The 20,719-nt window shown below is 61.8% G+C and carries 19 protein-coding genes and 4 tRNA genes; 13 read left to right on the top strand and 10 right to left on the bottom strand.

All coding sequences use genetic code 11. The features are described from left to right. Window positions 1–27 precede the first annotated feature (27 nt). Window positions 28–1,050, bottom strand: a complete 1,023-nt coding sequence (locus tag C4K40_RS26980; protein WP_053134619.1) for an outer membrane protein assembly factor BamD — start codon at window positions 1,048–1,050, stop codon at window positions 28–30. Window positions 1,051–1,200: 150 nt separating this feature from the next. On the opposite strand from C4K40_RS26980, the gene rluD reads away from it, so the two are divergent. From rluD to C4K40_RS26945, 7 genes are all read left to right on the top strand, one after another. Further along, window positions 1,201–2,163: a 23S rRNA pseudouridine(1911/1915/1917) synthase RluD gene (rluD, locus tag C4K40_RS26975; RefSeq protein WP_031320555.1), complete on the top strand. Its 963-nt coding sequence runs from the start codon at window positions 1,201–1,203 to the stop codon at window positions 2,161–2,163. Continuing rightward, on the top strand, window positions 2,160–2,885 hold the full coding sequence (pgeF, locus tag C4K40_RS26970; protein WP_053134616.1) for a peptidoglycan editing factor PgeF: 726 nt from the start codon (window positions 2,160–2,162) through the stop codon (window positions 2,883–2,885). Before rluD ends, pgeF begins: the two co-directional genes overlap by 4 nt. A 130-nt stretch (window positions 2,886–3,015) precedes the next feature. After that, complete coding sequence (clpB, locus tag C4K40_RS26965; protein ID WP_053134614.1) at window positions 3,016–5,580, top strand: ATP-dependent chaperone ClpB; 2,565 nt, start codon at window positions 3,016–3,018, stop codon at window positions 5,578–5,580. A 295-nt stretch (window positions 5,581–5,875) separates the two neighbouring features. After that, a tRNA-Asn gene (locus tag C4K40_RS26960) sits at window positions 5,876–5,951 on the top strand. Between the two features lie 9 nt (window positions 5,952–5,960). Continuing rightward, a tRNA-Pro gene (locus tag C4K40_RS26955) sits at window positions 5,961–6,037 on the top strand. Window positions 6,038–6,042: 5 nt separating this feature from the next. After that, window positions 6,043–6,118, top strand: a tRNA-Lys gene (locus C4K40_RS26950). Between the two features lie 93 nt (window positions 6,119–6,211). Then, window positions 6,212–6,288: transfer RNA gene (locus C4K40_RS26945), tRNA-Pro, on the top strand. Between the two features lie 108 nt (window positions 6,289–6,396). Here the strand turns inward: C4K40_RS26945 and C4K40_RS26940 are convergent. Further along, window positions 6,397–10,029, bottom strand: coding sequence for an ATP-binding protein (locus tag C4K40_RS26940; RefSeq protein WP_053134611.1), 3,633 nt, complete (start codon window positions 10,027–10,029; stop codon window positions 6,397–6,399). Between the two features lie 105 nt (window positions 10,030–10,134). Beyond that, the gene (locus C4K40_RS26935; RefSeq protein ID WP_053134608.1) at window positions 10,135–11,325 is read right to left on the bottom strand and encodes an EAL domain-containing protein; all 1,191 of its coding nucleotides are present in this window, start codon (window positions 11,323–11,325) and stop codon (window positions 10,135–10,137) included. 326 nt (window positions 11,326–11,651) lie between these two features. Between C4K40_RS26935 and C4K40_RS26930 the strand changes: the two genes are divergently transcribed. Further along, a complete protein-coding gene (locus C4K40_RS26930) occupies window positions 11,652–12,281 on the top strand; it encodes a response regulator transcription factor (protein WP_022641068.1) in 630 nt (209 codons plus the stop codon). A 98-nt stretch (window positions 12,282–12,379) separates the two neighbouring features. On the opposite strand, the gene C4K40_RS26925 is transcribed toward C4K40_RS26930, so the two are convergent. From C4K40_RS26925 to C4K40_RS26915, 3 genes are all read right to left on the bottom strand, one after another. Next, window positions 12,380–13,678: an NAD(P)/FAD-dependent oxidoreductase gene (locus C4K40_RS26925; RefSeq protein ID WP_053134605.1), complete on the bottom strand. Its 1,299-nt coding sequence runs from the start codon at window positions 13,676–13,678 to the stop codon at window positions 12,380–12,382. Window positions 13,679–13,738: 60 nt separating this feature from the next. Continuing rightward, complete coding sequence (locus C4K40_RS26920; RefSeq protein ID WP_022641066.1) at window positions 13,739–13,912, bottom strand: DUF3094 family protein; 174 nt, start codon at window positions 13,910–13,912, stop codon at window positions 13,739–13,741. A gap of 189 nt (window positions 13,913–14,101) precedes the next feature. After that, window positions 14,102–14,731 (bottom strand): DUF1780 domain-containing protein, encoded by a 630-nt coding sequence (locus C4K40_RS26915; protein WP_022641065.1) that lies wholly within the window; start codon window positions 14,729–14,731, stop codon window positions 14,102–14,104. A 150-nt stretch (window positions 14,732–14,881) separates the two neighbouring features. Here C4K40_RS26915 and C4K40_RS26910 point away from each other — a divergent pair, with 150 nt between their 5' ends. From C4K40_RS26910 to C4K40_RS26900, 3 genes are all read left to right on the top strand, one after another. After that, window positions 14,882–15,349, top strand: a complete 468-nt coding sequence (locus tag C4K40_RS26910; protein ID WP_053134602.1) for a hypothetical protein — start codon at window positions 14,882–14,884, stop codon at window positions 15,347–15,349. Beyond that, a complete protein-coding gene (locus C4K40_RS26905) occupies window positions 15,346–16,035 on the top strand; it encodes an energy-coupling factor ABC transporter permease (RefSeq protein ID WP_022641063.1) in 690 nt (229 codons plus the stop codon). The genes C4K40_RS26910 and C4K40_RS26905 overlap by 4 nt, the downstream gene beginning before the upstream one ends. A 63-nt stretch (window positions 16,036–16,098) precedes the next feature. Next, a complete protein-coding gene (locus C4K40_RS26900; RefSeq protein WP_022641062.1) occupies window positions 16,099–16,314 on the top strand; it encodes a hypothetical protein in 216 nt (71 codons plus the stop codon). Window positions 16,315–16,333: 19 nt separating this feature from the next. Here C4K40_RS26900 and yacG read toward each other — a convergent pair whose 3' ends face one another. The 4 genes from yacG to C4K40_RS26880 are packed head-to-tail and all read right to left on the bottom strand — an operon-like array spanning window position 16,334 to window position 19,246. After that, window positions 16,334–16,537, bottom strand: a complete 204-nt coding sequence (gene yacG, locus C4K40_RS26895) for a DNA gyrase inhibitor YacG (RefSeq protein ID WP_022641061.1) — start codon at window positions 16,535–16,537, stop codon at window positions 16,334–16,336. After that, on the bottom strand, window positions 16,534–17,157 hold the full coding sequence (coaE, locus tag C4K40_RS26890) for a dephospho-CoA kinase (RefSeq protein WP_053134599.1): 624 nt from the start codon (window positions 17,155–17,157) through the stop codon (window positions 16,534–16,536). The genes yacG and coaE overlap by 4 nt, the downstream gene beginning before the upstream one ends. Further along, entirely contained in the window at window positions 17,154–18,026 is an 873-nt protein-coding gene (locus C4K40_RS26885) for an A24 family peptidase (protein WP_053134598.1), read from the bottom strand. The genes coaE and C4K40_RS26885 overlap by 4 nt, the downstream gene beginning before the upstream one ends. A gap of 2 nt (window positions 18,027–18,028) precedes the next feature. Then, a complete protein-coding gene (locus C4K40_RS26880; RefSeq protein WP_053134597.1) occupies window positions 18,029–19,246 on the bottom strand; it encodes a type II secretion system F family protein in 1,218 nt (405 codons plus the stop codon). Window positions 19,247–19,533: 287 nt separating this feature from the next. Between C4K40_RS26880 and C4K40_RS26875 the strand changes: the two genes are divergently transcribed. Both C4K40_RS26875 and C4K40_RS26870 read left to right on the top strand, forming a co-directional pair. Beyond that, complete coding sequence (locus C4K40_RS26875; protein WP_022641056.1) at window positions 19,534–19,950, top strand: pilin; 417 nt, start codon at window positions 19,534–19,536, stop codon at window positions 19,948–19,950. Window positions 19,951–20,165: 215 nt separating this feature from the next. Continuing rightward, the gene (locus tag C4K40_RS26870) at window positions 20,166–20,522 is read left to right on the top strand and encodes a BON domain-containing protein (protein WP_022641055.1); all 357 of its coding nucleotides are present in this window, start codon (window positions 20,166–20,168) and stop codon (window positions 20,520–20,522) included. Window positions 20,523–20,719: the final 197 nt, after the last annotated feature.

Raw genomic sequence — 20,719 nt, 5'->3', positions numbered from 1 at the left:
TCCCTTTATTGAACAGGCTGCTGCTGATCAGTCGAATACGCCGAAGGTCATGTAGCTGAACCAGGAGCGATCTTCGTTGTTGCCAGCGGCTTGGTGATTTTCTTCCTCGATCACTTCGCCGTTGCTGTCCTTGGGCTTGAGCTCCTCGGGGATCGCTTCCTTGGCATCCTGATATTGCTTCATGATGTCCTGGTTGGCGCGGGTTTCTCCCGGCGGCAGCGGCGGACGGGATTCGATCAGGCCCAGGGTGGCCTTGCTCAGCCAGGAGCGGTTGTCGGCCTCGGCTACCCGCGGCACGAACTGGCCATCCACCAGGCTTGGGTGGTCTGGGTAGTTGAGCTTGAGGGTTTCCAGGCTGGTGGCTGCCAGCTCATCCAGGTGCAGGCGCTGATAGGCCTCGGTCATGACCGCCAGGCCATCGCCTACCGATGGGGTTTCCTGGAAGTTCTCCACCACGTAGCGGCCACGGTTGGCGGCGGCGACATAGGCCTGGCGGGTGAGGTAGTAGTCGGCTACGTGGATTTCATAGGAAGCCAGCAGGTTGCGCAGGTAGATCATGCGCTGCTTGGCATCCGGGGCGTAGCGGCTGTTCGGGTAGCGGCTGGTGAGCTGGGCGAATTCGTTGTACGAATCGCGAGCGGCACCTGGGTCGCGCTTGGTCATGTCCAGCGGCAGGAAGCGCGCCAGCAGGCCGACGTCCTGGTCGAACGAGGTCAGGCCCTTGAGGTAATAGGCGTAGTCGACGTTCGGATGCTGCGGGTGCAGGCGAATGAAGCGCTCGGCAGCCGACTTGGCGGCTTCCGGCTCGGCATTCTTGTAGTTGGCATAGATCAGCTCGAGCTGTGCCTGGTCGGCGTAGCGACCGAAGGGATAGCGCGACTCCAGGGCCTTGAGCTTGGCAGTGGCGCTGGTATAACTGTGGTTGTCCAGGTCGGTCTGCGCCTGCTGGTACAGCTCGACTTCGCTCAGGTTTTCGTCAACGACTTCCTTCGATGAGCAAGCAGCGGTCAGTGCGAGGATGGCGATCAGCAGCAGGTGTTTCACTTGCATAGCGGCTTGCGTCCCTATGACGGCCGCTGTCTTGGGCGGGGCCGTCCTGTTATGATGAGCGCCCCGTTGAAAGCCTCGGGGCAAAAGACGCCGTATTTAACCACAAGCGCGCAGCCGAAACCAAAGGCTGTGCCGACCCCCAGTCCGAGCATGTCCGATAAAATAGAACTTCGCGCAGAGGTGCCGTCCGAACTGGGCGGTCAACGCCTCGATCAAGTCGCCGCCCAATTATTCGCCGAGCATTCGCGCTCGCGCCTTTCCGCCTGGATCAAGGACGGTCGCCTGACCGTGGACGGGGCGGTACTTCGTCCCCGTGACATCGTCCACGGCGGCTCCGTCCTCGAGCTGACTGCCGAGCAGGAAGCCCAGGGCGAATGGGTTGCCCAGGACATCGAGCTGGACATCGTCTACGAAGACGACGACATCCTGGTGATCAACAAACCGGCGGGACTGGTGGTGCACCCGGCTGCCGGCCATGCTGACGGCACCTTGCTCAATGCGCTGCTGCATCATATTCCCGACATCATCAACGTGCCGCGGGCCGGTATCGTCCACCGCCTGGACAAGGACACCACCGGCCTGATGGTGGTGGCCAAGACCATCCAGGCGCAGACGCAACTGGTGGCCCAGTTGCAGAGCCGCACCGTCAGCCGCATATATGAATGCATCGTGATCGGCGTGGTGACCGCAGGCGGCAAGATCAATGCCCCCATCGGTCGCCATGGCCAGCAGCGCCAGCGCATGGCTGTGATGGAAGGTGGCAAGCCGGCAGTCAGCCACTATCGGGTACTGGAGCGCTTCCGCTCCCATACCCATGTGCGGGTCAAGCTGGAAACCGGGCGTACCCACCAGATTCGGGTCCACATGGCCCACATCAACTTCCCGTTGGTGGGCGATCCGGCGTACGGCGGCCGCTTCCGCATCCCTCCGGCCGCCAGCCCGACCATGGTCGATTCGCTGAAGAACTTCCCGCGCCAGGCGCTGCATGCGCGCTTTCTCGAGCTGGACCACCCGACCACCGGCAAGCGCATGAGCTGGGAGTCGCCGTTGCCGGAAGACTTCGTCTGGTTGCTGTCGCTGCTCAAGCAAGACCGTGAGGCGTTCATCGGATGAATGACTGGCTGATTCCTGACTGGCCCGCGCCGGCCGGGGTCAAGTCCTGTGTCACCACCCGCAGTGGCGGCGTTAGCCTGGCGCCGTTCGACAGTCTCAACCTGGGCGATCACGTCGACGACCAACCCGAAGCAGTGGCCGAGAACCGGCGTCGCCTCACCGAGCAGTTCTCCATCGCTCCAGCCTGGCTGCAGCAGGTGCATGGGGTCACGGTGGCTCACGCCGATCCCGCCGTGGTTGCAACCGCTGATGCCAGCTGGTCCGCCACGCCGGGTGTTGCCTGCGCGGTGATGACCGCCGACTGCCTGCCGGCGCTGTTCTGTAACCGTGCCGGGACCCGGGTCGCGGCCGCCCATGCCGGTTGGCGTGGGCTGGCTGCCGGAGTGCTGGAAGCCACGCTCGACCACCTCGACGTGCCCGCCGACCAGGTCCTGGTATGGCTAGGGCCGGCGATAGGTCCACAGCGTTTCGAAGTGGGCGCCGAAGTGCGCGAGGCGTTCGTCACTCAGTTGGCCGAAGCCGCGCAGGCCTTTGTCCCGAGCATCAATGCCGGACGTTTCATGGCCGATATCTACCAGTTGGCACGCCTGCGCCTGGCGGCCCGTGGTGTCACCGCTGTTTATGGCGGTGGTTACTGCACTGTCAGCGACCCGCGTTTCTTCTCCTATAGGCGCAATCCGCGTACCGGGCGTTTCGCCTCCCTCGTCTGGCTCGAGCGCTAGACTAATCTGACCTGCGTCAAGCAACTGACGCTTGAATCTCCCAGAATCGACCGCATCTAGGGAATCATCTGGCAGGTTTCTCTATTTAGGTGTGTCCATCGCTCCGGCCTGCTCAAAAGGAAGGTGACTAATGCGTATAGACCGATTGACCAGCAAGCTTCAGCTGGCTTTATCCGATTCCCAATCTCTGGCGGTAGGCCTCGACCACCCGGCCATCGAACCGGCGCACCTGATGCAGGCCCTGCTTGAACAGCAAGGTGGCTCCATCAAGCCCCTGCTGATGCAAGTGGGCTTTGACGTCAACAGCCTGCGCAAGGAACTGAGCAAAGAGCTCGACCAACTGCCGAAGATCCAGAACCCCACTGGCGACGTGAACATGTCCCAGGACCTGGCGCGCCTGCTCAACCAGGCCGATCGCCTGGCCCAGCAGAAAGGCGACCAGTTCATTTCCAGTGAACTGGTGCTGCTGGCGGCCATGGATGAAAACAGCAAGCTCGGCAAACTGCTGCTGGGCCAGGGCGTGAGCAAGAAGGCCCTGGAAAACGCCATCAATAACCTGCGCGGCGGCGAGGCGGTGAATGACGCCAACGTCGAGGAGTCGCGCCAGGCACTGGATAAGTACACCGTCGACCTGACCAAGCGTGCCGAGGACGGCAAGCTCGATCCGGTGATCGGCCGTGACGACGAGATTCGCCGCACCATCCAGGTGCTGCAGCGCCGGACCAAGAACAACCCGGTGCTGATCGGCGAGCCTGGCGTGGGCAAGACCGCCATTGCCGAGGGCCTGGCCCAGCGGATCATCAATGGCGAGGTGCCCGACGGCCTGAAGGGCAAGCGCCTGCTGGCGCTGGACATGGGCGCGCTGATTGCTGGCGCCAAGTACCGCGGTGAATTCGAGGAGCGGCTCAAGTCGCTGCTCAACGAACTGTCGAAGCAGGAAGGGCAGATCATCCTGTTCATCGATGAACTGCACACCATGGTCGGCGCCGGCAAGGGCGAGGGCGCCATGGACGCCGGCAACATGCTCAAGCCGGCCCTGGCCCGTGGCGAGTTGCACTGCGTTGGCGCCACCACGCTCAACGAATACCGCCAGTTCATCGAAAAAGATGCTGCCCTGGAGCGTCGCTTCCAGAAGGTACTGGTGGAAGAACCGAGTGAGGAAGACACCATCGCTATCTTGCGTGGCTTGAAAGAGCGCTATGAGGTGCACCACAAGGTGGCGATCACCGACGGCGCGATCATTGCCGCGGCCAAGCTCAGCCATCGCTATATCACCGATCGCCAGTTGCCGGACAAGGCCATCGACCTGATCGACGAAGCGGCCAGCCGTATCCGCATGGAGATCGATTCCAAGCCCGAAGTGCTCGATCGCCTCGACCGTCGCCTGATCCAGTTGAAGGTGGAGTCCCAGGCGCTGAAGAAAGAAGAAGACGAAGCAGCGAAGAAGCGCCTGGAAAAACTGACCGAGGAAATCGAGCGCCTGGAGCGCGAGTACTCCGACCTCGAAGAGATCTGGGCCTCTGAAAAGGCCGAGGTGCAGGGCTCCGCGCAGATCCAGCAAAAGATCGAGCAAGCTCGCCAGGAGTTGGAAGCGGCGCGGCGCAAGGGTGATCTCAGCCGCATGGCCGAGCTGCAGTATGGGGTGATCCCGGACCTGGAGCGCAGCCTGCAGATGGTCGACCAGCACGGCAAGACCGAGAACCAGTTGCTGCGTAACAAGGTGACCGAGGAAGAAATTGCCGAGGTGGTGTCCAAGTGGACCGGCATTCCTGTGTCGAAGATGCTCGAGGGCGAGCGCGACAAGCTGTTGAGGATGGAAAGCCTGCTGCATCAGCGGGTCATTGGCCAGAATGAAGCGGTGGTGGCGGTATCCAATGCCGTGCGTCGCTCTCGCGCTGGCTTGGCGGACCCGAATCGGCCAAGCGGTTCGTTCATGTTCCTCGGCCCGACCGGGGTGGGCAAGACCGAGCTGTGCAAGGCGCTGGCGGAGTTTCTCTTCGATACCGAAGAGGCCATGGTACGGATCGACATGTCCGAGTTCATGGAGAAACACTCCGTGGCTCGCCTGATCGGGGCACCTCCGGGTTATGTCGGTTACGAGGAAGGTGGCTACCTGACTGAAGCTGTACGCCGCAAGCCGTACTCGGTGATCTTGCTGGACGAGGTGGAGAAAGCGCACCCGGATGTGTTCAACATCTTGCTGCAGGTCCTGGAAGACGGACGGTTGACGGACAGCCACGGGCGTACGGTGGATTTCCGCAATACCGTGATCGTCATGACTTCCAACCTGGGCTCGGCGCAGATCCAGGAGTTGGTGGGCGACCGCGAGGCCCAGCGCGCTGCGGTAATGGATGCGGTATCCAGCCATTTCCGGCCGGAATTCATCAACCGGGTCGATGAAGTGGTGATCTTCGAGCCGCTGGCCCGGGATCAGATCGCTGGTATCACCCAGATCCAGCTGGGGCGTCTGCGTAGCCGTCTGGCGGAGCGTGAGTTGCGCCTGGAGCTGAGTGATGAGGCCTTGGACAAGCTGATCGCCGTGGGTTACGACCCGGTGTACGGTGCTCGGCCGCTGAAACGGGCGATCCAGCGCTGGATCGAGAACCCGTTGGCCCAGTTGATCCTGTCCGGCGGTTTCCTGCCTGGCAGCACCATCACGGCGGTGGTGCAGGACGACGAGATCGTCTTCAACTGATCTCCGGTTGCCTGGAAATGAAGAGGCCTCGCATTGCGAGGCCTTTTTTTTCACTAGGGCGTTGAACTGTAAGGAAAAGGCTTGTAAAGTGCGCCCCGCAGTCAGTCACCCCTCAGGTTTTTTCTGCTGAAGAAGAAACCGGCAATGAAGTCGCAAATCATTGTCTTAAAAGCAATTTAGGGGGTTGACAGAGGTTTAAAAGATTGTAAAATGGCGCGCCTCAGAGACATGAACGTAGCGATACGCAGAAAGTCGAAGAGGATGAAGCAACACGTTGTAGCTTGAAGTAATCAGTTCCGTGATAGCTCAGTCGGTAGAGCAAATGACTGTTAATCATTGGGTCCCAGGTTCGAGTCCTGGTCACGGAGCCAACTTCAAACCGGGGTATAGCGCAGTCCGGTAGCGCGCCTGCTTTGGGAGCAGGATGTCAGGAGTTCGAATCCCCTTACCCCGACCATATTTGGGTCGTTAGCTCAGTTGGTAGAGCAGTTGGCTTTTAACCAATTGGTCGTAGGTTCGAATCCTACACGACCCACCATTTTTGAAACCAGTTCGCTGGAATCGAATCTTAAGAGCAGAAGCCAAAAGCGCTGCTCGCAGAAGGCGCCTCTCGTAGGTGCCTTTTTTTTACCGGGGTATAGCGCAGTCCGGTAGCGCGCCTGCTTTGGGAGCAGGATGTCAGGAGTTCGAATCCCCTTACCCCGACCATATTCACGAAGAAGGGCACCTCAATGAGGTGCCCTTTTTCGTTTGTCTCTGAAAATATCCCCAGGCTTGCCGGCGTTTGGCAAGCGGCGGCCCTTGAGCCGCCATTTGTCACAGCTCTTGCGAGCCGTCCCAGATACCTGGCTGGGCCAGCAAGCCCTGCTCCAGGGCCGTCATGGCCAGTTGCACCTGTTCCACATGCTCAGCGATGTCCTGCAGCGGCACATGATTGAGGCACGCCTGCTCCAGTTGGCGGCAACGCTCCACCAACAACTCACCCTTGACCACTCGTGCTGCCCCTTTGATGCGATGAGCCAGCTCTGCAAGTTCGACTGTCGCCTGTTTGCGCAGGCAGGTCGTGAGCGCTTGTTGGTCGGTGCGATTGTTGACGATCAGCTCGCTCAATATATGACGGAGCATTTTCGGCTCACTGCCCACCAGGCTTTGCAGGGATTCCAGGTCGAAGCTGCTCGGTGCAGGCGCATCGCCCTGGGCAGGAAGCAGTTCTATCTCACTATCATCGGTGTCGCCGATGGATAGCAAGCGCAGCTCCAGTTCGTCCAGGCCGATAGGCTTGACCAGGCAATCGTTCATCCCGGCCTGGACACAACGTTCCACTTCCTCAGGCTGGGCGTCGGCGGTCAAGCCGATGATCATCACCGACGGGCTGATGTTGTCCCGCTCATAGCGGCGAATGGCGCGGGCCAGCTCGGCGCCATTCATGATGGGCATGTGGTAGTCGGTGATGATCATGTCGAATCCTCGCTCGCGCCAGATATTCAACGCATCCAGGCCATTTTCCGCTTCCACCACGTCGTGTCCGAGGAAGCTCAACTGCTGCTGCAGGACCTGGCGGTTCACCGCATGGTCGTCCACGATCAGGATCTGCAAGCGGTACATCGGGCGCGTCTTGGGCAGCGGCGGGCGCTCTGGGGCTTCCATGCGTTCCAGCGCTTGCAGGAGCAGTTCCACGTCCACCCGGGTACCTTGCCCCAGCGCGCTGCTCAGCGAGATGTGCCCGCCCATCATTTCGCACAGGCTCCGGCAGATCACCAAGCCCAGCCCCGTGCCCTCGGTATGCTGCACATTGCGCTCCACCTGGGAAAACGGCTGGAACAGGCGTTGCTGATTGGCTGGAGAGATCCCGATCCCGGTATCTTCCACGCTGAGCTTGACCTTCAGCGCCGAGTTTTCCAGGAGATCGGCGCCAATGGTCACTTTGATGAAGCCGGACTCGGTGAACTTGATGGCATTGCTCACTAGGTTGGACAGGACCTGCTTGAAGCGCATGCCGTCCACCAGCACGTCGCCGTTGATGCTGGAGTCGATTTTCAGTACCAGGTTCAGGCATTTTTGCCGAGCCAGCCCCTCGAATACCCGGGCGACGGATTCCACCAACTCCCGCAGGTTGGCGCGTTTGGGCGAAAGGCTCAGGCGTCCGGACTCGATCCGGGCGATGTCGAGAATGTCGCCGATCAGCTCCAGCAGGCTCTTGGCCGAGCTGTAGGCGATTTCGATGCTGGAGCGTTCGATCTGGTCGTTGTCGGCTCGCTTGAGCTCCAGCTCAAGGATGCTGATGACGGCGTTCATCGGCGTGCGGATTTCATGGCTCATGGTCGCCAGGAAGGTGGTCTTGGCCCGACTGGCCTCGTCGGCGAGGTTCTTGGCCTCTTTCAGTTCCTGGACCAGATGGCGATGCTTGGTGATATCCAGCCAACCACAGATCACGCCCTTGGTGACGCCATGGCTGTCCTGGAACGGCTGGATCCAGTGCTCGATCCAGACCTCCTTGCCCTGCAAGCGAACGGTCTCCACCGAGGTGAGGGTCTGGCCGGCGGTGATCGCCTGCAAGTATCGCTGGTGCAGGCCCGGCTCCGCGGAGAAGTGGGCCTCGGGCAGCTCCCGCACGGTCTTGTTCAGCACCTGTTCGGCGTTCAGGCCGACGCTGCGCAGGTAGCTGCGATTGCAGGACAGCATGGCGCCGTCGAGGTCTCGTATGTAGAGCACTGGCGGCATGTTCTCGGTCAGGGTTTCGATGAAGCGCAACTGGTCGTTGAGGGTTTTCTCGACCCTGACCCGGCGCTGCAGGTAGAAGCCCCAGATCAACGACAGCAATAGCAGCAGCGAGGCCCCGGTGACGATTTCGGCGATGACGATGGTGTAGTCGCGCCAGGTTTCGCCGCTCATGCCCGGTGGTGAGCGCCAATGGTTGGCCATGGCGTTGAGATCGTCCGCCGGAAGGCTGAGCAGGGCCTTGTCGAGGATCGACTGCAGCTCCGAATCTTCCCGGCGCAAGGCGAAGTTCGCGGTCTTCTGGCTGGTATGGATCAGCTCGGCGATGGCCAGGCGGTTCTGGAACAGGCGGACGATGTAGTAGCGCGAGGTAGGCAGCGACATCACGGTGGCGTCGGCATCGCCTGAATAGACCTTGTTCAGGCTGTCCAGGGCGGTCTGCGTTTCTATCAGCTCGGTGTCCGGATAAAGCTCGCGTACTTGCTGCAGCATGACATGCCCGGTGGGAATGGCCAGGCGCTTGCCTGCCAGGTTGCCAGGCGACTTGGCTTTGCCGGTCTTGTCAGCCTGGGTAATCAGCACGAAGGGGCTGGCCAGGAATGGACGGGTGAAACGCAGTTTTTCCTCGCGCTGTGCACTGGCGGTCATGATGGCCAGGTCCGCCTCGGACTGGCGCAAGGTTTCGATCTGCTCCGGATACCCACCATTGCGTGCCGTCACCTGGAATTGCAGACCCGTGCGCTGGGAGATCACTTCCAGCAGTTCTGCGGCGACCCCGGAGAACACGCCGTTGGCATCGAAGAAGGCGACCGGCGCCAAGTCATCGTTGATCACCAGGCGCAGCACCGGATTACGCTCGATCCAGCGGGCTTCCTGGGCTGTCAGGGGGATGCGTTCGTCCGTTGGCAAGAAGCCGCTACCTACCCAGCGCCGACTCAGCACGGTGAGCTTTTCCTGGCCGATGGCCTCGATGCTTTGGTCCAGGATCCGTTGCAGGCGTTCATTGTTGCCCTTGAGCGCGAAGCCGTAGTCGCCCTTGGGATGGTCGGCGAAGCGCTCGAACCTGAGAAAGCCGTAGTAGGAGCGGTTGATCTGGAAGTAGGCGCTGAGCACATCGTCGACATAGAGGTCGGCCTGGCCGAAGGCGGCCGCCGCGATGGCGTTCTCATGGCTGGGCTGCACCACCAATCGGGCAAGGGGGAAGTGGGCGCGCAGCTCGGCGGCATGTTGCTCGGGCACGGCAACTCGCAGGCCGGCGAGATCGCGAGGCGGGGTGCGCAGTTCATCGCTGCGCTTGAACAGGGCCAGGCGCCCTTCGGCGAACGGTCGGGTGTGCCTGATACTGGCATCGGGATGCCCGGAGTTGTAGCTGCCCATGAAGTCGATGGTCCCGGCTTGCAGCGCCTGCAGGGCCTCTTCGTGGGTCTGGAAGGGAAGGAGCTTGATGCGCACCCCCAGCAACTGTCCCAGCAGGGCACTGATATCGGCGGTGATCCCTTCGTAGCGACCATCGTTGTAGCTGACGCTGAAAGGCGCCGACTCTTGTGCGACCGCTCCGATCTTCAATTCCAGCTTGTGTCGTAGCCAGTGCCAATCCTCGTCCTCGAGAGCGAGTTCGTGGTGATCGAGGCGGGCCGTGCTGTACAGCGTATGGGGGAGTATCTGGGCCAAGGCCGGTTGGGGGCCGATGATCGCCAAACAGATGAAAAGCGAGAAAAGTCGGGAATGCATGATTGCTTCAGAAAAATAGGGAGCCAGGGAGTGGTCGATGGACCGGAGGGGGCGGCATCGGCATGTAGAACAGGGGCGTGGGAGGCTGGTGAACGATCGATGGACTCATCCTGGCGGCGGATCTGCGCGGCAATAGGCTATGAAATGGTGTTCGGGCATCGGTCGCGCGAACAGGAATCCCTGGGCCGCTTGGCATCCGAGGTCCCGCAGGCGCTCTTGCTGTTCGATATTCTCGACACCCTCAATGATCAGCGACATGCCCAGTGAGCGAGCAAGGGCTACTGTGTAACTGATGATTGCGCAGCTCCTGGGTTGGTACTTCATCTTGCGAACGAAGGCACCGTCGAGCTTGATCTGGCTGAAGGGCAGTTCGCACAAGCGCTGTAGTGACGAGTGGCCTGCACCGAAGTCATCCATGGCCAGGCCGCAACCCATCAAGCGCAAGCGCACCAGGTTCTCCAGGCTGCAAGCCGGTGCGGTGATCAGGCTGGTCTCGGTTATTTCGAAGATGATGCTGGCCGGTGGCACCTGGAATCGCGCGAGCCAGGTGCCGATAGCACTGCTCAAGGCCTGGGAGGCCAGTTGCGCCGGATGCAGGTTGAAAGAAAACTCCAGGGAGCGGCCCTGGTTGGCGAGACTCCTGCGTAGTGCCAGTCCTTGTTCGAGCAATTGCCAGAACAAGCGGTCCAGGAGCTTGTGCTGTTCCATGAGGGGCAGGAAGTGCGATGGCGGGAGTACGCCAAGTCTTGGGTGATTCCAGCGTGCCAGGGATTCCACGCCAAGCAGCGAGGCGTCCTCGAGCGCCACCCTGGGCTGGTAGTAGGGTTCGAATTCGCCGTTATCCAGGCCACGAACCACTTCGGCCAACGTCGGCAGGCCGGACCTGGCCAGGGGCAGGGGCTGGCCGTGGCGCCAGCTCTGGTGGCGCGCCAGCATGGCGGCCAGTCGTTCCAGGCGAAATGGCTTGCCCAGGTCGCCGAGAAAATCCAGGCCCAGGCGCTTGATCATGGCGATGGTGGTTTGCCGCAGTATCGGGTCGGCCTGGCTGCACAGGATCACCGAGCGCAGCTTGCCGCTCTGACTGGCATGGCGCAGGAAAGCCAGGCCGTCCATGCCGGGCATCCTCAAGTCGCAGATGGCGATATCGATTTTTTCGCAACTGGCCAGCAGGGCCAGGGCCTCGTCGCCATTACCGGCTTCGTGCACCCGCCCGGGCATTGCCTTGCTCAAGGCGGTGATGGTGATCAGTCGTTGGAGTGGTTCGTCATCCAGAACCAGGACGTTCAAGTGTTGCATTGCCGGCTCGAGTCATTGATCGCCGAGCATCTTGCTTAAGATTCCAGAGCAGGGTCCATTGGTCGTATCTCTATGGTTTGTAGGAATTTTCCTCAAGGATAATCGAATTATCTGATTCCATAGGACCTGCTCCTTAACCCCTTGTATCGCCGGTTATTTGTCTGGAACCTGAATTTTCCGCTGGACTAGCAAGAGGATTCTCATCGCGAAGCCAAGGCTCAAGGTTTCGCATGGCAGTGAATGGCACCTGAGCAAGGTGCGATGACGTATTTTTTTCCAGTGGTCATGGTTGACCGACGTTCGAGTTCTTAAGGTGAAATGACAATATGCACAGCGTATTGATAGTGGATGATCATCCTGTCGTGCGGCTTGCCGTCAAGGTGTTGTTGGAAAAGCACAACATGCGCGTGGTGGCCGAGACAGACAACGGACTGGATGCGTTGGAACTGGTTCGTGAGCATGTTCCCGACGCGGTGATCCTCGATATCGGGATTCCCAAGCTCGATGGTCTCAAGGTGTTGTCGCGTATCAAGGCCCTGGGCCTGCCCACCGAAGTACTGGTGCTCACCTCGCAATCGGTGGAGGGGTTCTGCCGGCGTTGCATTCAGCTGGGGGCCCGGGGGTTCGTCAACAAGGAAGAGGACCTGGGCAACCTGGTGGTGGCCCTGAACGCCGTGCTGGCCGGCTACACCTTCTACCCGTCGCTGGCCCTGGATGTGTCCGCCTCGGCGGTGGAGCAGCGTTCCGAGGCCGAGCAGATCGGCCTGCTGACCGATCGGGAAATGATCGTCCTGCAGCACCTGGCCCAGGGACATTCGAACAAGGCCATCGGGGAAAAACTGTTCTTGAGCAACAAGACGGTAAGTACCTACAAGACCCGCCTGTTGCAGAAGCTGGGGCTGGGTTCCCAGGTCAGCCTGGCGGAGTTCGCCAAGCGCAATGCGCTGATTCCCTGACCAGGAAGGCGCCGGCCCATTGCGGGCCGGCTTCCAGACGCATTTGCGCCACCTCTATGACTTGGCCCCCGCTACAGGGCGTGGCGGGGGCCAAGTGTTCAGTGCAGCTTCAGGCGTGGGTCCGTACCGCGTCCGATCCGACTCCCAAGCATCATCATCGCCGTGCGGAACATTCCGTACAGGGCCATCTGGTGCATGCGATACAACGAGATGTAGAACATCCGCGCCAACCAGCCCTCGAGCATCACGCTGCCCGTGAGGTTGCCCATCAGGTTGCCCACCGCCGAGAAGCGCGAGAGCGAGATCAGCGAACCGTAGTCGGTGTACTTGTAGGTCGGCAATTCCTTGCCTTCCAGGCGCAGCTTCAACGACTTGGCCAGCAAGGAGGCTTGCTGGTGCGCGGCCTGGGCCCGTGGTGGAACGTTGCGATCGCTGCCAGGTTGCGGGCAGGCGGCGCAATCGCCGAAGGCGAAGATGTCCGGATCGCGGGTGGTCTGCAGGGTCGGCAATACCTGGAGCTGGTTGATGCGGTTGGTCTCCAGGCCGTCGATATCCTTGAGGAAGCCCGGGGCGCGGATCCCTGCGGCCCACACCTTGAGGCTGGCAGGAATGACCTGGCCGTCGGCGGTGAGCAGGCTTTCTGCGGTCACTTCGCTGACCGAGGCGTTGGTCATGACCCGCACCCCGAGTTTCTCCAGGGTATTGTGCACCGGCCCGCTGATGCGTTCGGGCAGGGCCGGCAGGACTCTCGGACCGGCTTCGATCAAAGTGATGTGCATGTTCTCCGGGCGGATCCGGTCCAGGCCGTAGGCTGCCAGCTCGTGGGCGGCGTTGTGCAGCTCGGCCGCCAGCTCGACACCCGTGGCTCCGGCGCCGACGATCGCCACGCTGATCTGCTCCAGTTCCTCGGTCTGTCCGGCGTGGGCTCGCAAGTAGTGGTTGAGCAGTTGCTGGTGGAAGCGCTCGGCCTGTTTGCGCGTGTCGAGGAACAGGCAATGCTGGGCGGCGCCCTGGGTGCCGAAGTCGTTGGTGGTGCTACCCACCGCGAGCACCAGGGTGTCGTAGCCGAGCTCACGGGCAGGCAGCAGTTCGGCTCCTTCTTCGTCATAGGTGGCCGCCAGCTGGATTTTTTTCTGCTGGCGGTCGAGCCCACTCATGCGGCCCAGCTGGAACTCGAAGTGGTTCCATTTTGCTTGGGCAACGTAGTTGAGTTCGTCCGCGGAGGAGTTCAGCGATCCGGCAGCCACTTCGTGCAGCAAGGGTTTCCAGATATGGGTCAGGTTGGCGTCGACCAGCGTTATGCTGGCCGTACCGCGTTTGCCCAGGGTCTTACCCAGGCGGGTCGCCAACTCCAGGCCGCCGGCGCCGCCGCCGACGATGACAATACGATGGTTCATGGGGATATCTCGCAAGGCTAAAAGAAATCGGGGCAGTCGACCGAGCGAGCGCGATGCGGCTCATAGCGTCAGGTAACTGATAAGACGGCTCAACAGGCCGAGGGCCACGGTCACCACGACCACCACCACGAGGAGCATCCACGGCCTGAAGGGCCGGCGCTCGACTCGGTGCTGGGGCAGGTGCAGGTATTCTTCGACATGGCGTTGGTCGTCGGGGTTCAGGCGGCTGCTCATAAAAGGCCTCGTCGGGTAGACGTCGCAACATGGAGGAATGTTACAGCGCAGTGTAATCCGGCATGAAAAGGAGCATCACCGCTGCCATGTGGAGATCCATGGCAAGACCCCCGGGGCCGGCAGGCATGAGCGCTTTTTACCATTGCGGGGAGGATTGCGCCATGCCCACCGATGGCGGATTGACGAGCCTCACAAACTGATACCGACATCGAAGACGATGCTGCGCCCCAGGTTGCTGCGCAGGAACTCCGGGGCATCCGGGTGGGCGAACAGTACCCGGGCGAAGGTTGGCCCGACCAGGGACAACGAGCGCCAGCCCTGGCGCAGGTATTCGGTAGGCGGCGGGAAATGGCTGTTGAGGTCCAGCACTTCGCGCTTGAGGGCGGCAAAGGCGATGATGTCCAGCTCCCCCAGGTTCATTCCGCGCTCCTGATAATTGCGAGCCTTCTTGCGCAAGGTCGGCGCCAGCCGCAGCAGCAGTTCGCTGGCCGGGATGCGTTTGGGCTTGGCTTCGCGCCGCACCAATTGGCTCAGGGAAAACGCGCTGCGCCGGCGTTGCAGTTCGTCGCGCCATTCATCGTTGAGCCGACGTCCCTCGTCGAGGACGAAGAACACCTCGAAGCTGGCCTCGCGAAACAGTACATCCGGCGGCTCTTGCCCGGGAGCGGTGAATTCGTCATTGCGGTAGGGAATATTCAAGCCTTGCAGCAGGCGCTGGCAGACCCAACGCTCGCGCTCCCATTTGCGGGCATTGGACAGGAACGCATTGGCTTGCTCGGCCTGGATGGTTAGCAGGCGCAAGAAATCTGAGTCATCCATACCCTCAAGCTTAGCGCCCAAATGTGACCTTAAGAACCCGCCGTACGGAAAAAGCACCTCGGCCCTGGTCGTTCCCGGGCGTGCCTACTGGAGCCTGCCCAGGGGCGGTGTAGACTGTTGCGCGTCCCATCGAACGATAAGGAGTGTGCCGTGAAGCGCTGGTCAATGCTGTTGCTGGTCCTGTTGCCGTTATGGGCCCAGGCCCTCGAGATCGGGGAGCGCCTGGCGCCCTGGACCCTGCTGGACCAGTTCGACGAGGCCTATAGCCTCGACGGCCAGGCCCGGATCCTGTTGGTGGCACGTAGCATGGGCGCGGCCAAGCTGGTGAATGCGGCGCTCAAGGACCAGCCCAAGGGCTATCTGCAGGAGCGGGGTGGCGTCTTTGTCGCCGATATCCAGCGCATGCCCGCGCTGATCGCCAAGATGTTCGCCGTACCGGCCATGCGCGACTATCCCTACCGGGTGATGCTCGATCGTGAGGGGCGAGTGGCGCCGCGCTACCCGGCAACCGAGGACAAGGTGCTGTGGCTGCAACTGCGGGATGGACAACTCGTCGAGCGCCATGAGTACGCCAGTGCCGAGCAGCTAGCTGCGGCCCTGGAGCAAGCCAGGCCATGATCAGCGCGGCACTGCTGGCGCCGCAGACGCTGATCCTGGGCTGGCTGTTGTATGTGCCGCTGCTGCTCTGGGCCATATGGCGAGCGCCCTGGGTCGAGCTGTTCACCGACAGTCGCCGCCAGCACCTGCTGTTCGGCACGGTCTTCGCCCTGTTCCTGTTGTGGCTGGTCCGACGGGATTTCGATACCGGCGTGTCCTATCACTTCATCGGCATGACTGCGGTGACCTTGTTGCTGGATTGGCCCCTGGCCATAGTCGGGGGCCTGGTCGCGCAGTTGGGACTACTGGCGTTGGGACGCCAGGACCTGGCGGCCCTGGGCATCAACGGGATGTTGCTGGTGCTGCTGCCGGTGGCGGTGACCGAGGCCTGCGCCTGGTTGGTGGAGCGGGCCCAGCCGCGCAACCTGTTCGTCTATATCTTCTGTTCGGGATTTTTTGCCGCTGCGCTCTCGGCATTGTTGTGCCTGCTGTGCGGATTGGGCCTCTTGTGGTTGGACGAGCGTTTCGCCATGCCCGAATGGCTGGAGGACTTCATCGGCTACCTGTGGCTGATCATCTTTCCCGAGGCCTTCATCAACGGCATGGTGGTCAGTGCGCTGGTGGTGTTCTGCCCCGAGTGGCTGGAGACCTTCAACCGCACCCGTTACCTCTCGGCGCCCTGGAAGGACGAGGATCCGCGCCCTTGATCCATATCAATTGCGCACGCCTGGCCGCGCTGCATGCTCGGCAAAAATTCCAGGAGTGTGGTCATGAGTGTCTATCAGTGGGCCCGGCAGGAAGTGCGCGACAGTCTGCAAAACGCCCTGCAGGAGGGCTTTGAGCCCGGGCTGAGTTTGCGGGCGCTGCTCAGCGCGGTGGTACAGCAGAGCAAGAATGTGCGCAGCATCGAGGACCTGGCGGATGAGTTGCAGTTCCTCGCGGAAAACCTCGACGACGATCAGGACTACAGCTTCATGCGGCCCTGATCGGCCTTCAAGAGAATCTTCAGTGGGCGCGGGGCGGCAGTTCTTCGGAGAATAGGTCGTCCTCGGCGTCCGGGCTCACCGGGATCTTGTGCTCCTCTGCGGCCCAGGCTCCAAGGTCGATCAGTTTGCAACGATCGGAGCAGAACGGCCGGTTGATATTGGCTGGGGTCCATTCCACTGGGGCGCCACAGGTCGGGCATTCGACGGTCAAGGGTTGGCTCATGGCTGGCCTCCACGCAAGGTTAGATAAAAGTGATGCAGGCGTTCGACTTCGCTGTGCAACCAGGCATGGTCGCGGTCGTTGACCAGTACGTCGTCGGCATTTCGTAGGCGCTCCTCGCGGCTGGCCTGGGCCTGGAGAATTGCCTGGACCTGCTGTTCGCTGACCTGGTCGCGCAACAGGGTGCGTTCGATCTGCAACTGTTGGGGCGCATCGATCACCAGGATGCGCTGGGTCATCCGGGCCTGTCCCGATTCCACCAGCAACGGCGAAACCAGGATGGCATAGGGCGATTGCGCCCGGGCCAGGTGGCTGGCGATTTCCTCGGCGATCAGCGGATGCAGCAGGGCCTCCAGCCAGCGTCGCTGCTGTGGGTCCTCGAAGATCAGCTTGCGCAGGGCGGCACGGTCCAGTTGGCCGTCGGCCTGCAGCACGCCCTCGCCAAAATGCCGGGCGATCTGTTCCAGGGCCGGGCGCCCGGGCTCTACCACCCAGCGGGCGGCATGATCGGCATCGATCACATGGATACCCAGGTCGATGAAGTGCTGGGCAGCGGCGCTCTTGCCGCTACCGATCCCGCCGGTGAGGCCGAGGATCCAGGGGGTGTTAACGGAGCGAGTCATTGGAAACCGACAAACTGCAAATAGAAGTCGGTTATTTGACCACCCCAGAGCAAGGCAATCCAGCCGGCAATGGCCAGAAAGGGGCCGAAGGGGATCGGAGTCGAGCCCTTGGCCTGGCGCAGGCGCAACAATAGGCTGCCAATCAGTGCGCCGGCCAGGGAGGCCAGCAGCAAGGTCAGCGGCAGGACCTGCCAGCCGCCCCAGGCCCCTAGCATCGCCAGCAGCTTGAAATCGCCATGGCCCATGCCGTCCTTGCCAGTCAGCAGCTTGAACAGCCAGAACACCGACCACAGCAGCAGGTAACCCACCACCGCGCCCCAGAGGGCGTCCTCCAGGCTCGCCAGCAGGCCGAAGCTGTTGACGATCAAGCCCAGCCATAACAGGGGCAGTACCAGCACATCCGGCAGCAATTGGTGCTCGGCATCGATCAGGCTCATGCCCAGCAGGCCCCAGCTCAACAGCAACAGCAGGCCGGCCGTCCAGCCGAAGCCGAAATGCCAGGCCACGAATGCCGAAAGCAGTCCACACGCCAGCTCGACCAGTGGGTAGCGCGCGCTGATCCGGGTCTTGCAGTGGGCGCAGCGACCGCCCAGCCACAGGTAGCCGAGCAGGGGGACGTTATGCCAGGGGCGCACGGGCCGTGCGCAATGCGGGCAGTGGGAGTGGGGGAGCAACAGGTTGTAGGGAGCTGTCACGGGCTCCGCGGGCAGCCCCAGGATTTCATGGGCCTGGGCGCGCCAATCGCGCTCGAGCATGCGCGGCAGGCGCCAGGCCAGCACGTTGAGGAAGCTGCCGACGATCAGCCCCAGTACCAGGGATGCCAGCACGAACGCCAGGGGGTAAAGGCTCAGGACTTCAGTCAAGGACATGTTCAGTTCGCTGTACCGAGTTGAAAGATGGGCAGGTACATGGCTAGCACCAGGGCTCCGACGATACTGCCCAGCAGCACCATGATCAAAGGCTCCATGAGGCTGGTGAGGCTGTCCACCAGGTTGTCCACCTCGCTCTCATAGTGCATGGCGATTTTTTCCAGCAGATGATCGAGGGTCCCGGACTCTTCGCCAATGGCGGTCATCTGGATCGCCATTTCCGGGAAGACGCCGCTGGCGCGCATGGCGAAGTTCAATTGCATGCCGCTGGCGACTTGTACCTGGATCCTCTCCACCGCCCGGCGATGCACGCTGTTGCCGCTGGCCCCCGCCACCGATTCCAGGGCCTGTACCAGCGGCACGCCGGCGGCGAAGGTGGTGGCCAGGGTCCGGGCCAGGCGGGCCACGGCGGCCTTGTTCAGCAAGGTGCCGGTCAAGGGCAGGCGCAGCAGGACGATATCCACGGCATCGCGCAGGCGGGGCGAGCGGCGATAGGCCAGGCGCACGCCGAAACCCAGTCCCAGGCCGGCAGCCAGTAGGCTCGCGCCTTGTTCCTGGAGAAAGTGCGAGAGGCCGATGACCCAGCGGGTCAGCAGGGGGAGTTCGGCATTGAAGCCGGCGAACAGGTTCTGGAACTGCGGGACGACCTTGAGCAGCAGGATGCTGCTGACGATGATCGCCACTCCGATCACCGCCAGGGGATAGACCATGGCCTTGTACAACCGGGCCTTGAGGCGCTCGCTCTGTTCCTGGTAGCTGGCGACCCGGTCCAGCAGGGTATCCAGGGCCCCGGCCTGCTCCCCGGCTTCCACCAGGTCGCAGTACAGCGGGTCGAAATGGCGCGGGTGCCGGCGCAATGCGCTGGCCAGGCTGGAGCCAGCCTCGATATCGCGCTTGAGGCTGGCCAGCAGTTGGCGCATGGGCGGCTGTTCGAAGCTTTCGGCGATTATTTCCAGGGATTGCAGCAGGGGTACGCCGGCCTGGAACAAGGTCGCCAGTTGCCGGGCGAACAGGGCGATGTCCCGGGGCCTGATTCGTTGTCCCAGGCGCGGCAGGCTGGAGGACTTGCGGCGGATCCGGCTCGGGACTATGCCCTGTCGGCGCAGGCGGGCCCTGGCCAATGCCGGGCTGGCGGCAACCAATTCGCCTTGCAGGGCATGGCCCTGGTTATCGGTGCCCTGCCAGACATAGGTGCTGGTGGCGGGTGGTTGTACCGTCATGGTTCGGTCCTTGAGCAGACGGAGGTCGAGGCGGACGTCGCCTTGCTGCAGAAGCAGCGGCAGGACGTGTCCACGTCTAGCCAAGCCTAGCCGTGGCGAGCTGCCGGGTAGCGTCAGGTGCTGACCAGATTTGTCAGTTGATGCGACTTCTGCTTCTCGAGAGCTGGACCACCTGGCGCGCAGACCGCGTATTTCATGGGTTTTGTTCCCTGGCACAGGGCGTGCTTCGAAGCTGATGGCCCTTGTGGCCTTTCTTGTAACTTTCGTTCAAGCCAGGAGGCGACCCAATGAAACGACAGTCTGGTTTCACCCTGATCGAATTGCTGGTGGTGGTAGCGATCATCGGCGTACTCGCCATGGTGGCGATGCCGCTTTATGCCAAGTATCAAGCGCGAGCCAAGGTCATCGCCGCGCTGGCGGAGGTCTCGGCGCTCAAGGCCGGTGTCGAGGACCTGCTGGGCCAGGGCACCGATCCGACCCTGGTGCTGGCCGGAGGCACGGCGCAGACAGCCAACTGCCGGATGACCGCCAGCGGCACGGCCGCCACGGGAGAGGGCAGTATCGGCTGCACCATCCTCAACGCCCCGGGCCCGGTGCTGGACAAGAGCCTGACCCTGATTCGCTCGGCAACCACCGGTTGGAACTGCACCACCACGGTGGACGCCGACTATGCTCCCAAAGGCTGCGAGACCGAGGGGGTGTGAGCCTGGGCCAGTTCCCCGGTAAAACTCGCAACTTGCATGCAGGGAGAGGGGGGATCATGCATTTTGCATGGTCCTGATTTTTTCGTAACTTTATAACTCATTGATTTTTATGGTTATTTTTGCAGTTATGAATTTGGCACAGCCCCTGCAATATCTCTGATAACCCTGTGGCCAGGACACGGCGCAGGCTTTCCAGAAAAACAGGAGTTACTCGTATGAAGAAGTTCGCTATCGCTGCTGCAACCGCTACCGCTCTGACCCTGACCATGGCCAACGCAGCCTTTGCGCAGCCCACCCAAGGCACTCAGTCGCCGATGGTCGTGGCCGCCGGTGAAGTGACCAAGGCCAAAGAGGCCACCTCCGACACCTGGATCACCACCAAAGTGAAAAGCGATCTGGTCACCGAGAAAGGCATTCCTGGTACCGATATCAAGGTCGAAACCAACAAGGGCGTAGTTTCGCTGTCGTCCACCGTGGCCATTACCGAGGCACAGAAAGCCACCGCAGTGGCGATCACCAAGAAGATCAAGGGCGTGAAGGCAGTCTCCGCTGACGGCCTGAAGGCCGAGTAAGACCCAGCCTCCTGCCTGGACAGGTGGACGCGGCGGGCACTTGAGCTGCCGTCTCTTCCAAGGGTTCATGCGGAAGATCACAAGGACGTGATCATTACAGGCCCCGGCACTCGTGTCGGGGCTTGTTCTATTGGGCGGGATTCAAAGTTGCTGGCTGGCTGGCTGGCTGGCTGGCTTAGGCGAAGGGCGCCGGGCGT

It is taken from the genome of Pseudomonas sp. CMR5c (genome assembly GCF_003850545.1).
Lineage (GTDB): Bacteria > Pseudomonadota > Gammaproteobacteria > Pseudomonadales > Pseudomonadaceae > Aquipseudomonas > Aquipseudomonas piscis.
Note: the sequence above shows the minus strand (reverse complement) of the source record. Positions and strands in the feature narration are given on the sequence as shown.

Coding starts and splice junctions, on each gene's coding strand:
- clpB (WP_053134614.1), top strand. CDS start 3,016: ATGCGTATAGACCGATTGACCAGCAAGCTTCAGCTGGCTTTATCCGAT.
- C4K40_RS26930 (WP_022641068.1), top strand. CDS start 11,652: ATGCACAGCGTATTGATAGTGGATGATCATCCTGTCGTGCGGCTTGCC.
- coaE (WP_053134599.1), bottom strand. CDS start 17,157: ATGACTCGCTCCGTTAACACCCCCTGGATCCTCGGCCTCACCGGCGGG.
- rluD (WP_031320555.1), top strand. CDS start 1,201: ATGTCCGATAAAATAGAACTTCGCGCAGAGGTGCCGTCCGAACTGGGC.
- C4K40_RS26915 (WP_022641065.1), bottom strand. CDS start 14,731: ATGGATGACTCAGATTTCTTGCGCCTGCTAACCATCCAGGCCGAGCAA.
- C4K40_RS26935 (WP_053134608.1), bottom strand. CDS start 11,325: ATGCAACACTTGAACGTCCTGGTTCTGGATGACGAACCACTCCAACGA.
- C4K40_RS26880 (WP_053134597.1), bottom strand. CDS start 19,246: ATGACGGTACAACCACCCGCCACCAGCACCTATGTCTGGCAGGGCACC.
- C4K40_RS26980 (WP_053134619.1), bottom strand. CDS start 1,050: ATGCAAGTGAAACACCTGCTGCTGATCGCCATCCTCGCACTGACCGCT.
- pgeF (WP_053134616.1), top strand. CDS start 2,160: ATGAATGACTGGCTGATTCCTGACTGGCCCGCGCCGGCCGGGGTCAAG.
- yacG (WP_022641061.1), bottom strand. CDS start 16,537: ATGAGCCAACCCTTGACCGTCGAATGCCCGACCTGTGGCGCCCCAGTG.
- C4K40_RS26940 (WP_053134611.1), bottom strand. CDS start 10,029: ATGCATTCCCGACTTTTCTCGCTTTTCATCTGTTTGGCGATCATCGGC.
- C4K40_RS26870 (WP_022641055.1), top strand. CDS start 20,166: ATGAAGAAGTTCGCTATCGCTGCTGCAACCGCTACCGCTCTGACCCTG.
- C4K40_RS26885 (WP_053134598.1), bottom strand. CDS start 18,026: ATGTCCTTGACTGAAGTCCTGAGCCTTTACCCCCTGGCGTTCGTGCTG.
- C4K40_RS26900 (WP_022641062.1), top strand. CDS start 16,099: ATGAGTGTCTATCAGTGGGCCCGGCAGGAAGTGCGCGACAGTCTGCAA.
- C4K40_RS26875 (WP_022641056.1), top strand. CDS start 19,534: ATGAAACGACAGTCTGGTTTCACCCTGATCGAATTGCTGGTGGTGGTA.
- C4K40_RS26925 (WP_053134605.1), bottom strand. CDS start 13,678: ATGAACCATCGTATTGTCATCGTCGGCGGCGGCGCCGGCGGCCTGGAG.
- C4K40_RS26905 (WP_022641063.1), top strand. CDS start 15,346: ATGATCAGCGCGGCACTGCTGGCGCCGCAGACGCTGATCCTGGGCTGG.
- C4K40_RS26920 (WP_022641066.1), bottom strand. CDS start 13,912: ATGAGCAGCCGCCTGAACCCCGACGACCAACGCCATGTCGAAGAATAC.